Source organism: Corynebacterium frankenforstense DSM 45800 (assembly GCF_001941485.1).
In the GTDB taxonomy this organism is placed as follows: Bacteria; Actinomycetota; Actinomycetes; order Mycobacteriales; family Mycobacteriaceae; genus Corynebacterium; species Corynebacterium frankenforstense.
On sequence record NZ_CP009247.1, the window covers coordinates 1,511,785 to 1,525,813 of the forward strand.

At 71.2% G+C, this 14,029-nt stretch carries 9 protein-coding genes; 2 read left to right on the top strand and 7 right to left on the bottom strand.

Going from position 1 to position 14,029, the window contains the following annotated elements; translation table 11 throughout:
• Positions 1 to 28: 28 nt before the first annotated feature.
• Positions 29 to 3,508, top strand: a complete 3,480-nt coding sequence (locus CFRA_RS06585) for a hypothetical protein (RefSeq protein ID WP_075663971.1) — start codon at positions 29 to 31, stop codon at positions 3,506 to 3,508.
• Between the two features lie 72 nt (positions 3,509 to 3,580).
• On the opposite strand, the gene mgrA is transcribed toward CFRA_RS06585, so the two are convergent.
• From mgrA to CFRA_RS06610, 5 genes are all read right to left on the bottom strand, one after another.
• Positions 3,581 to 4,654, bottom strand: a complete 1,074-nt coding sequence (gene mgrA, locus CFRA_RS06590; protein WP_075663972.1) for an L-glyceraldehyde 3-phosphate reductase — start codon at positions 4,652 to 4,654, stop codon at positions 3,581 to 3,583.
• Positions 4,623 to 5,882, bottom strand: a complete 1,260-nt coding sequence (locus tag CFRA_RS06595) for a YkvI family membrane protein (RefSeq protein WP_075663973.1) — start codon at positions 5,880 to 5,882, stop codon at positions 4,623 to 4,625. The genes mgrA and CFRA_RS06595 overlap by 32 nt, the downstream gene beginning before the upstream one ends.
• A 127-nt stretch (positions 5,883 to 6,009) precedes the next feature.
• Positions 6,010 to 7,422, bottom strand: a complete 1,413-nt coding sequence (locus CFRA_RS06600) for a YkvI family membrane protein (protein WP_075663974.1) — start codon at positions 7,420 to 7,422, stop codon at positions 6,010 to 6,012.
• Positions 7,423 to 7,753: 331 nt separating this feature from the next.
• Complete coding sequence (gene gatB / locus CFRA_RS06605) at positions 7,754 to 9,259, bottom strand: Asp-tRNA(Asn)/Glu-tRNA(Gln) amidotransferase subunit GatB (protein WP_075663975.1); 1,506 nt, start codon at positions 9,257 to 9,259, stop codon at positions 7,754 to 7,756.
• Positions 9,260 to 9,281: 22 nt separating this feature from the next.
• A complete protein-coding gene (locus CFRA_RS06610; protein ID WP_075663976.1) occupies positions 9,282 to 10,169 on the bottom strand; it encodes a LysR family transcriptional regulator in 888 nt (295 codons plus the stop codon).
• An 88-nt stretch (positions 10,170 to 10,257) separates the two neighbouring features.
• Here CFRA_RS06610 and CFRA_RS06615 point away from each other — a divergent pair, with 88 nt between their 5' ends.
• A complete protein-coding gene (locus tag CFRA_RS06615) occupies positions 10,258 to 11,217 on the top strand; it encodes an SLAC1 family transporter (RefSeq protein WP_169842174.1) in 960 nt (319 codons plus the stop codon).
• 87 nt (positions 11,218 to 11,304) lie between these two features.
• Here CFRA_RS06615 and CFRA_RS06620 read toward each other — a convergent pair whose 3' ends face one another.
• Positions 11,305 to 12,309: a bile acid:sodium symporter family protein gene (locus tag CFRA_RS06620; protein ID WP_083666882.1), complete on the bottom strand. Its 1,005-nt coding sequence runs from the start codon at positions 12,307 to 12,309 to the stop codon at positions 11,305 to 11,307.
• A 228-nt stretch (positions 12,310 to 12,537) separates the two neighbouring features.
• Positions 12,538 to 13,641, bottom strand: a complete 1,104-nt coding sequence (locus CFRA_RS06625; RefSeq protein WP_075663978.1) for a hypothetical protein — start codon at positions 13,639 to 13,641, stop codon at positions 12,538 to 12,540.
• Between the last annotated feature and the right edge of the window lie 388 nt (positions 13,642 to 14,029).

Sequence of the window (14,029 nt, forward strand, 5' to 3'; positions counted from 1 at the left end):
ACCGCCCCAACCGGAAAGGACCGCGCGCATGACACCGCGTCGAGGCATCCTCAAGGCCGCCGCCCTCGCTGCGGCGATGCTGCTCATGGCTCCTTCGGCCGCCGTCGGCCAGGAAACCGCCGATCCCGCCGCCACCGCCGGGGAATCGACTGCCTCCCTCGTACCAGACGCGGACACCGCCGGCACCGCCGGCACCGCCGACGGCGCCTTCGGCGACGACGCGGCGTCGGCGACCGACGACGCGGCGGGCCTCACCGACGCCGCCCGCGCCGTGCAGGGCCTCGTCAGCCCGATCGACCCGGCCTCGCTGTCGGTCGACGCGGGCGAGGAGGACGGCCGATGGGTCATCTCCGGCACGCTCGCCGGTACGGAGGGCACGCCGGTGGCCGCCGGCATGCTCACCTTCGAGCGCACCGACGCCTCCACGCCGCTCTTCGGGGTGGCCGAGGCGAAGATCGGCGGGCGGGACGTGCCCGCGGCGTTCCACAACGACGACGGCGAGCTCGGCCACGACCTGATCTCGCTCGACATCGCGGCGATCGGCGCCACCGCGGGCGAGCGCATCGAGGTCAGCTACCTGCTCGTCGACGACGAGGGCCAGCCGGCGGCTGAGGACGGCACGTGGCAGTTCAACCCGCAGGCCGAGAAGGACGCCTTCGACTACCCGCAGCCCGAGGAGCAGGACCGCCAGGTCCAGCTCTTCGCCGCCGGCGAGTCGACCGGCCGCCCGGCCGCGGTGAACTCGGCACCCGATACCCCCGAGGTGGCCGTCATCCCGCCGACCGAGCACGTCGGCTCCACCGACACCAAGCAGAACTACGGCGCCACGCCGTACCGCGGGCCGCTCAACGACCCGGACTTCGGCGAGCAGCACGAGCAGAACCCGGGTACGAACACCTACAACGACAAGAACTACACCTACCCGATCCGGCACCGGAACTGGTGCGCCGCCGGATACGGCGGGCGCACCATGCCGGACCGCGGCGTGCGCGGCCCGGGCTTCACCGACACCGGTTGGGCCGGCGGCAGCGACTGCCCGGTCTACCGGGTCGACGAGCAGGGCTACTTCTTCAGCCGCGACCACGTGCAGTGGGCCTGGCAGGAGAAGGGCAAAGGCACGCAGTTCCCGGCCTACCGCGCCGACGAGTTCCTCATCGGCGGTGGGCGCTCCGACGGCTCCTGGCAGGGCGGCATGTACAGCCCCTCGGGCACCAACGCGCGGATGGACTTCGCCCTGAACTACCGCCGCACGGGCAAGCCCGGCTTCCAGATCTTCGTCGACGGCGTGCTCAACACCGACGACCCGGGCTGGAAGTACGTCCAGGTCCCCGGCATCGGCGGGCCGCTGCAGATGCTGATGATCTCGCCCGACGACAAGCTGGGCGTCTGGCTGAATTCCGCCGCCGGTGTCTCGACCTTCAACATCAACTTCCTCAACCTCGAGGACATGGGCATCACCCGGTCGATGAACCAGGCCCAGGTCAACAACCAGTGGAACAAGATCAACAGAGAGGGCGGGGTCGGCCGGTTCCGCGTAGCGATCCCGACCCCCGGCTGGACCCGCACCGTCATCCGGGTCGGCACCACCGAGGGCGGCGTCGCGGGTGAGGTGAGCGACGGCAACGGCTTCTACCGCGTCAACTCCTACAACGGCTACCTCCACGCGAAGTTCCGCCCGCTCTGGTACGCCCGCACCGAATTCTTCGACCTGGAGAAGTTCTTCCAGGGCGTCGGCCACGACGAGGAGTCCGGCCGGGACTTCGCGGAGTACGACATCAAGGTCACCAACAACACCGACCTCGACACCGGCTACCGGCTGGTCGACCGCCCGGAGTTCACCCGCGCGGCCCGACCGGAGAGCATCGAGGTCGTCGACGGGCCCTCCGGGGTCGGCTGGAAGGGCGTGCCCGACCAGGACGGCCAGTTCGTCCTCTTCGAGGACCGGACCCTGGCCGCGGGGGCCACGGAGACCTACCGGGTGCGCGTCTTCTTCGACCGTGCCCTCGACGAGACGGTCAACGCCGAGCTCAAGTGCACCGGCGATCCAGCGAACGGCCTGTTCAACAGGGTTATCGTCAGCCCGGCCGAGCGCGACGGCGGCGGCAACACCGCCCCGGTGAAGGAGGCCACGGCCTGCGGCTCGATGGAACCGGTCGAGGGCCCGGAGATCACCAAGACCCACCTGCCGGAGCAGTCCACCGTCGCCGCCGGCGGGCGCTCGGGCACGGTCGCCTACCGCGTGGAGGTCACCAACCCGAACAAGTCGAGCCTCCCGGTCGTGGTGACCGACTCCCCCGCCTTCGCCGACGACGTCGAGACCGGACGCCTCACCGTCGACGGCACCGAGGTCCGTCCCGCGGCGGACGGGACATTCCCCGTGGCCGGCACCACCGAGGAGCCGGTGACGATCGAGCCGGGCGCGACGCGCGGGTACACCGTCGTCGTCGAATGGCGTCTGCGGGATCCGCGTGGCGCCAAGCAGTCCCACCGCCTGCAGTGCGTGATCGGTGACGACGCCGCCGGGCACGGGTTCTACAACGCGGCGAGGGTGACCGCACCGGCGGGCATGGAGGACGAGGCCGACGCCTGCGCGCCGATCGAGGTCCCGGACCTGCCGGCGCCGAAGATCGAGAAGACCACCGACCCGGAGCAGACGTCCCGCGGGCAGATCTCCTACGAGGTCACCGTGACCAACCCGGCCGACGTCGAGCAGGAGGTCGAGGTGACGGACCGCCCCGTCTTCGCCGAGGGGCTGAAGATCTCCTCCGTGCTCGTCGACGGCTCCCCGGTCGAGCTCCGCGACGGCGCCATCCGTCTCGCGGACGCGGGCACGACGATCCCGGCGGGCGGGTCACTGCGCTACCGCGTCACCGTCGACTACTCGGGCCGGGTCACCGACCCGGAGACCGCCGCCTGCACGGCCACGGCCGCGGGCGCAGGACAGGGCCTGTTCAACGAGGCCACCGTCGCCTTCGACGGCGATGAGGCGAGCGCCTGGGCCTGCGACGACGTGCCCTCCGACCGCGTCGACATCGCCGTGGCCAAGACGGACACCGACGGCAACGCCCTGGCCATCGAGGCGGACCACGCCTTCGAGATCCACGACGCTGAGACGGGCGAGCTGGTCGCCTCGTTCACCCGGGTCCGCACGCTGGAGGGGCAGTCCTACCTGTCCACGGACACCCCGCTGGAGCCGGGGCGGCGCTACCTGCTCATCGAGACCCGGGCGCCCCACGGCTTCGAGCTGATGCCCGCGCCGGTCGCCTTCGAGATCGCCTACCCGGACTCCGGGGCCGAGGTCACGCTGGCCGAGGGCGCGCGCGGGGGCCTGGTAACCGTCGGTGACAGCACGGTCGACGAGGACGACTCGACCGTGGTGCTCCTCCAGGTCGCCGACGTGCGCAAGGGCACGCTGCCCGAGTCCGGCGGCGCGGGCGTGGCGTGGTGGTTCGTCGCCGCGCTCGGCCTGTTCGGCCTGGCCGCGTTCGCTTACCGACGCCGCGCGTGACGCCCGGGCGCGCACGGCGCGCGCCCGCTGCCCCGCGCCCAGTGCCCCGCGCCCCGCGCCCGGCGTCCCGCCTCAGCGGTGGGTGCGCGAGGCCGTGGCGCCGGCCCAGATGTTGATGCCGGCGTCGTGGGCGGCGGCGTCGATCTCGGCGAGCTCGTCCGCGCTGAACTCGAGGTTGCCCAGCGCGTCGATGTTCGCGTCGAGCTGCTCGACCGAGGACGCGCCCACCAGAGCGGAGGTCACCGTGGCCTCGCCCTGGTCGCGCAGGATCCAGGCGATCGCCATCTGGGCGAGCGTCTGGCCGCGCCGCTCCGCGATCTCGTTGAGGCGGCGCACCATCGCGAGGTTGTCCTCGCTGAGCATCTCGGAGCTGAGCGACTTGCCGGCCGCCGCCCGCGAGCCGGCGGGCACCCCGTCGAGGTAGCGGTCGGTGAGCAGTCCCTGCGCCAGCGGCGAGAAGGCGATGACCCCGAGTCCGGAGCCGGCCGCCGCGTCGAGCAGGCTCTCGCCGGCCTCGCCGGGATGCTCGACCCAGCGGTTGAGGATTGAGTAGCTGGGCTGGTGGATGGTCAGCGGGCAGCCCTCGCGCTCCATGATCTCCACGGCCTCGCGGGTCAGCTCGGGCCCGTAGGAGGAGATGCCGACGTAGAGCGCCTTGCCCTGGGCGACGATGTCGCGCAGGGCGCGCATGGTCTCCTCCAGCGGGGTCTCCGGGTCCGGGCGGTGGTGGTAGAAGATGTCGACGTAGTCGAGCCCGAGGCGCTTCAGGGAGGCGTCCAGCGAGCTCATCAGGTACTTGCGCGAGCCGCCGAAGCCGTACGGGCTGTCGTTCATCACCCAGCCGGCCTTCGAGGAGATGATCAGCTCGTCGCGGTGGCGGGCGAAGTCGCGGGCGAGGATGCGCCCGACGTTCTCCTCGGCCGAGCCGTTGGGCGGGCCGTAGTTGTTGGCCAGGTCGAAGTGGGTCACCCCGCGGTCGAAGGCGCGGTGCATGATGGCGGCCTGGCGGTGGAGCGGCTTGTCGTCGCCGAAGTTGTGCCAGAAGCCCAGCGAGACCGCGGGCAGCTTCAGCCCGGAGCGGCCCACGCGGCGGTAGAGCATGTCGTCGTAGCGGTCACTTCTCGGTTGGTAGGTCATGGGTCCCATTGTCCTCGCCGCCGTCCTCCCCGTCGACGTCGTCACGCACGGCGTCGAGCAGCGCGGCGTCGTCAATGCCGGAGGCGGCCACCAACGCGTCCATGCGCCGCGTCTCGGCGGCGCTGAGCTCCCCGCGGCGCACGAAGAGCGCGCGGATGAGCACGCGGCGGCGCGACTCGACGGCGATCTCGCCTCGGTGGCGCAGGTAGGTGACCACCATGACGGCCACCAGCACGAGGCCGAGGTAGCCGAGCACGGGGAACATCACGCTGATCAGGTCCGCGAAACCGACGAAGCTGACGGCGAAGCCCGCGAGCACCACGGCGACGAAGTAGACCGGGAAGCGGTTCGGGCGGTTGCGCGAGAGCCGGCGGCCCAGCGCGTAGAACATGCCGATGGCGGTGTTGTAGATCATCAGGAAGACCACGACGACGCTGATGACGCCGAGCGCCGGGTGGATCTGGCCGAGCAGCGCCACGGTCGGCACGTCCGAGCCCTCGGTCAGCGGCAGCGCGAGGTAGACCAGCACGGTGATCATCACCAGCAGCACCATGTAGGCCACCCCGCCGAGCAGCCCGCCCAGGCCGGTGACCTTCGGGTCCAGGTAGTTGCCGCCGATGACCAGGGTCATGGACACGCCCATCATCAGGCACATGCCCGCGTTGTTGACGGCCGCGAGCCACCAGTTGGGCATCGGCGAGACCTGGCGTTCGGCGACCTCGGCGAGCAGCGCGTGGTCGGCGGGCAGCTGGGTGAGCAGCACGTAGCCGAAGGCGAAGAGGATCAGCGCCATCATCAACGGGGTGATCGAGCCGATCAGCGCGGAGACGCGGTCGACGTCGAGGAAGCCGACGGCGAGCACCATGACCAGCAGCACGGTGGAGCCGGCCCAGGTCGGCCAGCCGAGCTCCTGGTTGAGGGTGGCCCCGGCGCCGGCGAGCATGATGAAGCCGAGCGAGAAGACGGTCAGCATCACCCCGGCGTCGAGGAAGCGGGCCAGCCACCGGTTGGTGATCACGTCGAAGACCTGGCGGTGCTCGTCGGCGAGGTGGAAGGTACCCAGCTGGAGGATGATCATGCCGCCGACGGCGATGATCAGCCCGCACACCACCGCCCCCACGATTCCCAGGGTGCCGAAGGAGGCGAAGTACTGCACGGTCTCCTGGCCGGTGGCGAAGCCGGCGCCGACGATGATGCCGACGAAGGCGAGGGCGATCTTGATCACTTTGGTCCACATAGGTCCGTCAAGTGTAGGCACGCCGGGCCCTCCCCCGCGGCGAAAACGGGCGCCGGGAATCTGATTGATTCCCGACGCCCGTCTCGTCACCGTGCACGCGCAGGTGACGGCCGTGCGTTGTGCCGCGCTACTTATTGCCGACGACGTGCGAGCCGGCGTCGCCGGTCTCCGCACCGTCGGTGGCGGTGTCGGCGTCCGCGGCCTCGGCGTCGGCCTTATCGGAGTCCTCCAGCGAGAAATCGGACTTCTCGGACTCGTCGAGGAGCTGGGCGACCTTGCCCTCCGGCTCGTAGTCGACCTCCTCGTCGTTGAGCAGGTCGTCGGCGACCTCGACGACGATGGTCTCGCGCAGGGAGTCGGACGTCACGGAGGAGTCACCGAGGGCCTCGTCGAGCTCCTTCGCGTCGGCGCGGCTGAAGTCCTCGTCGGGGTGCTCGCGGTTGTAGGCCAGCTCGTAGATGCGCTCGCGGCGGGAGATCTCCTCGTAGATGCGCTTGCGGTTCTTGATCCACCAGGCGACCAGGACGACGACGAGGGCCATGCCCAGCCAGCCGATGATCGGGTAGACGGAGCTCATCAGGGAGTCGAAGCCGATGAAGCTGACCACGTAGCCGATCAGGCAGAGCACGATGTAGTACGGCCGGTAGCGGTCCTCCTGGCCGACGGTGATGCGCTTGCCCAGCGCGTAGAACATGCCGATGCAGGTGTTGAAGATCATCGCGAAGATGACCAGCGACATCAGGAAGCCGGCGATCGGGTGCATGTTCTCGAACATCGCGAGCATCGGGACGTCGGAGTCTCCGACGGCCTCCATGTTCAGGTACAGCGAGGTCGCGGCCATGAGCATCAGGACCATGTAGAGGATGCCGCCGGACAGGCCGCCGACGCCGGCCTCCTTCGGGGACGCGTAGTTGCCGCCGATGACCAGGCACATCGACACGCCCAGGATCAGGGCGAGGCCGCAGTAGTTCAGGGCGGAGAGCCACCAGGGCGAGATCGGGGAGTCCTGCTGCAGGGCGACGTCGCTCAGCCCGGAGAAGTCGCCGGGCAGGTTGAACATGGTGTAGACGAAGACGACGACCACGGCGATGATGATCGCCGGGGTGATCGCGGAGATGACCTCGCTGACCTTGTCGACGTCGAACATGCCGACGAAGATCACCAGGGCGGTCATGATGCCCGAGCCGAGCCAGGCCGGGATGCCGAACTGCTGCTCCACGTTGGAGCCCGCACCGGCGAGCATGACGAAGCCGAAGGCGAAGAGGGTGACCATCACGGAGATGTCGAGGAACTTCGACACGACCGGGTGGGCGACGTTACGGAAGACGCGGTTGTGCTGGTCGGCCAGGAAGTAGCTGCCCAGCTGCAGGATGACGGCGCCGGCGACGGACATGATCACACCGGCCATCAGCGCGCCCCAGAGCCCGGCGGAGCCGTGCGAGAGGAAGTACTGGATCACCTCCGCCCCGGTGGCGAAGCCGGCGCCGACCAGCAGGCCGACGAAGGCGAGTGCGATGGAGATTGTGCGTCTGACGTTCACTGGAGTGAATGGTCCTCGTACGACCCCGCCCGCGGGCCGCTGTAGGGAACAGAAACAGGCGTCGTCGGCGCGGCGGGCTCCCGCGCAACCTGGCTCACCATAGCGAGGCACCCATGAAACACCCAGTTAACATCACGGATTTGAGTAGGTTTGGGCCACCTATCCACCGTTATGACCAGTGCCACCGGCACATATATGCAGGTTTGTAACGATTTCATAACGCCGCCCGCCCGAGCTGTCGCGCAGGCCACGGATAAATTCACCCTGATACGCGGAAACCCGGCGCCCCCGGCGCGGTGCCGGGGCCGCCGGGCGGGCGGGTGCTTCGGGTCTAGCTCAGCTTCTTGGCGATGAGCTGGTTGACCTGCTTCGGGTCGGCCTTGCCGCGGGTGGCCTTCATGACGGCGCCGACGATGGCGCCGGTGACCTTCTTGTTGCCGGCGCGGTACTTCTCCACGATGTCCGGGTTGGCGGCCAGGGCGTCGTCGACGGCCTTCTCGATCGCACCGTCGTCGCGGACGACCTCGAGGCCGCGGGCGGCGACGACCTCGTCGACGTCACCCTCGCCGGCGATGACGCCGTCGACGGCCTGACGGGCCAGCTTGGTGGTCAGCTTGCCCTCGCGGACCAGCTCGGCCACGCGCGCGACCTGCTTCGGCTCCATGCCGACGGCGGCGAGCTCGACGCCGGCCTCATTGGCCTTGCCGGTCAGGTAGGAGCCCCACCAGGAGCGGGCCTCGTCGGCGCTGGCGCCGTGCTCGACGGTCTCGACGACGAGGTCGAGCGCGCCGGTGTTGACCAGGTCGCGCATCTCCTCGTCGGAGAGCTTCCACCCCTCCTGGATGCGCGCGCGGCGCACCCAGGGCAGCTCCGGCAGGCTGGCGCGGATCTCCTCGACCCACTCGCGCGGGGCGATGACCGGCGGCAGGTCCGGGTCGTTGAAGTAGCGGTAGTCCTCGCTGGTCTCCTTCGGGCGGCCCTTGGCGGTCGAACCGTCGGCCTCCTGGTAGTGGCGGGTCTCCTGGACGATCTCCTCGCCGTTCTGGATGGCGGCGGCCTGGCGCTGCATCTCGAAGCGGATGGCCTGCTCGACGGACTTCAGCGAGTTGATGTTCTTCGTCTCGGTGCGGGTGCCGAACTCCTCCCGGCCGATCGGGCGCAGGGAGAGGTTGGCGTCGCAGCGCATCGAGCCCTGGTCCATGCGCGCATCGGAGACCCCGAGGGCCTTGACCAGGTCGCGCAGGGCGGCGACGTAGCAGCGGGCGACCTCGGGGGCGCGCTCGCCGGCGCCCTCGATGGGCTTGGTGACGATCTCGATGAGCGGCACGCCGGCGCGGTTGCAGTCCACCAGCGACTTCGTGGCACCGCGGATGCGGCCGCCCTCGCCGCCGATGTGGGTCAGCTTGCCGGTGTCCTCCTCCATGTGGGCGCGCTCGATCTCCACGCGCCACTCGGTGCCGTCGTCGAGGACGACGTCGAGGTAGCCGTCGTGGGCGATCGGCTCGTCGTACTGGGAGATCTGGTAGTTCTTCGGCTGGTCCGGGTAGTAGTAGTTCTTCCGGGCGAAGCGCGAGGACTCGGCGATCTCGCAGTTGAGCGCGAGGCCGATCTTGATGGCCCACTCGACGCCCTTGGCGTTGACCACCGGGAGGGCGCCGGGAAGACCCAGGGAGGTCGGGTCGACGTGGGTGTTCGGCGCGGCGCCGAAGTGGGCGGACGAGGCCGAGAACATCTTGGTCTCGGTGGCCAGCTCGACGTGGACCTCCAGGCCCATCACGGGATCGAAGGTCTCCAGGACCTCGTCGAAGTCCATCAGGTCATACATCGCGGCAGTCATGGTCACACAGTCTAGCGCCCGCTCACCGCACGGTGCGCGCGGCGTCGAGAAGCAGCGCGACCGCGCCGCGCGGGCGTCCGCCCCGGCGCCACACCGCACGGATCGGCCGGGTCATGGCCACCCCGTCGACCCGCACGGCGCGCAGGTCATCCGCCCCGGCCAGGGCGGCGGCCGGCACGATGCCGGGGCCGCCCAGCGCCCGCACGGCCGCGGGCAGCGCGGCCTGCTCGGCCAGCTCCGCGCGCGGCGGCACCAGGGGCCCGAGCCGCGTCTCGGCGACCTCGCGGCTGCCCGAGCCCGTCTCGCGCACGATCAGCGGGGTCGCCCGCACCGTCTCCCGGTCCACCGCTCCCCCGGCCCACGCGTGTCCGGCGGGCACGGCGAGCACGAGCTCGTCGACGGTGACCACGGCGACCGTCAGCTCCCCCGCCGCCGAGGCCGGCACGCTGAGCGACTCGATGAAGCCGAGCGTGGTCTCGCCGCGGGCGACCGCCTCGGCCACCGCGCGCGAGTTGCCGCCGTCGACGCGGAAGCGCAGACCCGGGTGGTCGGCTCCCGCGGCCGCGAGCCAGCGCGGGATGTAGTGGTCGAGCACTGTCTGCGAGGCGGCGACGTGCGCGATGGCGTGGTCGGGGTCGCGCTGGGCCTCGGTGACCTCGGCGAACTCCCGGGCGGTCTCGAGCACCCGGCGGGCCTGCCGGATGATGCCCGCACCCGCCGGGGTGGGGTGCGCGCCGGTGGGCGTGCGGTGGAAGAGGGTCAGCCGGCAGGCGGCCTCGGCGCGGCGCACCCGCTCGGAGACGGCCTGCTGGCTGGTTTCCAGCCGGCGCGCGGCGGCGCCGAAGGAGCCCTCGTCGGCCACGGCGACGAGCACGGCCAGCGAGCGCAGGTCCGGTACGGCGTCAAGCATGGCACGCAGTCTAGCCACAAGATCTGCTTGTGGGTGCCCAAAATTTCATTCGTTCCGTTTCCTGCGCCGCGTGCGGATACTGGTCGGCATGCGACTTCCCGCCGTAGGCCCCGCATGGTTCGGCATGCTCATGGGCACCTCGATCCTCGCGTCCGCGACCTTCGCCCACGGGCTGCCGGCCGTGGCCTGGCCGGTGCTCGCACTCGCCTGGATCGTGGCCGTGGTGCTCCTCGGCGGCTTCGCCTGGCGCCTGGCCCGGCGCCCGCACGAGCTGGCCGAGAACCTCGCCCCGGCCGCACTGTCCTCCTGGGGGATGCTGGGCATGGGGGTCATGGCGCTCGGTCAGGCCACCGGACTGATCGTCGACCGTCCCTGGTCCTGGTGGGTCGATCTCGCCTGCTGGGTCGTGGGCACCGCGGTCGGCTTCGGCTTCCTGGTGCTCATCGCGCTCAACGTCCGGCGTATGCAGCCGCCGGTCTTCGCCCACGGCCTGGTGCCGGTGACCCCGATGGTCTCCGCGGCCGCGGCGGCGGGGCTGGCCGAGCACACCGTCTTCCCCGCCTTCATGGGCACGGTCGCGGTCCTCTGTTTCATCGTGGCCGCGGTCGTGGCACTGCCGCTGTTCGCGGTGGTCTACGCGCGCACGTTGCCGGGCTTTCCGCCGGTGGGCACCTCGTGCACCGCGTTCATCCCGCTGGGCGTGTGCGGGCAGTCCACCTTCGCCGCCCAGCACATCTCGGCCGTCCACGACGCCTGGCACGGCCCGGCGCTCGTGTGGGGCACGGTGATGCTCACCCTCGCCGCCGTTCTGGGGACCTACGCGTACGTGACCGTGGTCCGGGGGCTGCGGCACGGGATGGGCTTCCATCCCAACTGGTGGGGGCTGACCTTCCCGGTGGGCACCTGCGTGATGGGCAGCCACCAGCTCGCCGCGGTCACCGGCGCCGCCGGTTGGGAGGTCTACTCCGTCACCGCCCTGGTGCTGCTAGCCGCCAACTGGCTCTTCGCGGCCGGGGCCACCGGCCGCGCGCTGCGCCCCCTGGGCTGAGGCACTCCCCCGCCCCCGGCGCACGCAGGGCAGGCGCGCGAGGAAAACGCCGCGCCTGAGGCAGGCGCGGCGTCGGAAATCGACGGGTCAGTCGGCGGTGACGGGCGCGGGCTGCGCCGGGGTCTCCGCCGGGGTCCGGTTGGTTGCGTGGCCGTGGTCGACACGGCGGCACAGCGCGGCCAGGAGCGCCCCGGACAGGTTGTGCCAGACGGAGAAGACGGCGGCCGGCAGCGCGGAGAGCGGGCTCATGTACTGCGCGGCCAGGCCCGCGGCCAGACCGGAGTTCTGCATGCCGACCTCGATGGCCAGGGTGCGCCGCGCCTGCTCGGGCTGGCCGGTGAGACGGCCGGTGGCCCAGCCGAGCAGGTAGCCCAGGCCGTTGTGCAGCACGACGGCGACGAGCACGGTCAGCCCGGCGGTGGTGATCGCGTCGCGGGAGCCGGCGACCACGATGGCGACGATGGTCGAGATCGCGGCGACGGAGACCCACGGCATGGCCGGCAGGACGCGCTCGACGAAGCCGCCGGCGAGCTTGCGCACGATCAGGCCGAGCAGGACGGGCACGAGGACGACCTGGACGATGGACCAGGCCATCTTGCCGGCGTCGACCGGCATGTACTGGCCGGCCAGCCACAGGGTCAGCAGCGGGGTGAAGACCGGGGCGAGCAGCGTGGAGACGCTGGTCATGGTCACCGAGAGGGCGACGTCGCCGCGGGAGAGGTAGCTGACGACGTTGGAGGAGGTGCCACCGGGGGCGCATCCGACGAGGATGACGCCGGCGGCGATCTCAGCGGGCAGACCGAGCAGGTGGACGACGACCACGGCGACGGCGGGCATGATGACGAACTGCGCCACCACGCCGATGAGCACCGGGAGGGGGCGGCGGGCGACGAGGATGAAGTCCGCGCCGCGCATGGTCAGCCCCATGCCGAACATGATCACGCCGAGCAGGTAGTTGGTCGCCGGCGCCAGGGTGTGGGCGGCCTCAGGGAAGGCGAAGCCGACCAGACCCCCGATAATGACGAGGACGGGAAAGCCGAGCGCGGCGACGTACGCCGCGCGATCCTCGCTTGGTCTGTTCTGAGTAGCCATGAACCGATGTTAATTCCGCGCCGTGCGTCCCCGAAATTTTCGACCCCGGTGACCTGGGCGGACATTGTTCAACAAGGAATTATCTTCCCTGTTCTAAAACAATTTTGCGCGGCCGGGACGGTGTGGGGTGGGCCACCCCCGCGTGGGGTCGGCCGATGCCCGGGCGGACAGGCGCGCCCCGCGGTGCGCCGCCCTCGGTGCGCCGCCCGCGGGCGGAGCCCGGCGGCCTCAGTTCTTCTCGACGAGGCCCGCGCGCTCCAGGATCCTGCGGTAGGGCGTCACCGAGACCGACTGGCCCTGGCGGTAGCGGCGCCACTGGCGCTTGGCCTCGGCGGCGATCAGGGGGCGGATCTCGCGGTGGAACTCGTCGAGGCGACCGAGCAGGAACGCCCGGTTGGCGCCGAAGGCGAGGTGGTGGGCGCCCTCGTTGAGCGGGTGGCCCAGATGGCCGGGCACCCAACGCACGACGGCCCTGCCGCGGGTGCCCTTGGGCGGGGCGGTCGTCGCCACGGTGTCCGCACTGTCGGCCAGCAGCAGCGGGGCGGGTGCCCCGGAGCGGCGCCGGATGACCGTCAGCGCCCAGCTGAGCGCCTCCTTCTCGGCGCGGTTGCTGGTGCGCGCGTGCGGGAACTGCTTGACCCGGCACCAGCCCTCGGAGTTGACCACGGCGCCGAAGATGGCCTGCGGGCTGCCCTCGTCGAGCAGCGAGGCGTCGACGGCGGCGACCACGCGGCCCTCGTAGCGCTCCTCTAGGCCGGTCACCCCGACGGGGTAGCCCCACTCGTCGTAGGTGACCTTGCCGGCCGCGCCGCGGGGGCGTCGCCCGCCGCTCAGTGCGCTCAGGCCCCGGTCCTGCTCGGGCATGCGGTCGACGGCCAGCTCGAGGGCGCGGGTGGCGGCCAGGCCGCGCTCCAGGGCGCCCGGGGTGGCGATGGTGTAGCCGTAGAGCAGGTTGCCCACGATCTGGTGGACGCGCAGGCCCATGGCCCGTAGCTGGTCGCAGGCGCGGGTCCACTCCGCCAGGATGGAGGTCAGGCTCGCCCAGATCGGCTCGCCGTCGCGGCGGCGCTTGCGGGAGCTGCGCCACTCGTCGATGCGCAGCACGTTGAGCCGGCGCCCGCGGCGGAAGCGGTAGGGCGAGGGGTCGCACACGCGCCGGGTCGACCACCACCACTCCTTCCCGTCGACGAGGGTGACGGCGCTGAAGCGCATCTCGACCTTGCCGCGGCGGTTGCGGCCCACGGCGAAGCCGGCGGAGACGGAGTAGACGGTGCCCTCCGGGGCCTCGGCGGGCCCGCCGGTGAGGGCGACGGGCAGCGCCTCCTCGGGCACGCCGCTGGTGGCCTCGGGGACCGGGGTGCGTCTCTTGACTCCCCCGCGCCCGCGCGAGCCGCCGTGCAGCTCACCGGCCTGGGGCCTGGAGGCGGGTTTCCGGGAGCGCCCGGACTTCCGGCGCCCGGAGTCCCCCGCGCCGTTGCCACGGCGCCCGGACCGTTGCGAATCAGACTTCCGCGAATCAGACTTCCGCGAGGAAGACTTCCGGGAATCCGACTTCTGCGACCCGGACCTCCCGCGGCCCTCGTTCTCCGGGGTCGCCGAAGCCCGGCCACGTCCGCGGCCGCGTCTCCCCCGGCGGCCACGGCCGCGCCTGCGCGAGCGGGCACGCCCGGAGCCGCCACCCGAGGCCCCCTCTCCCGGCGTCTTCGGGTCCTGCTCCGCC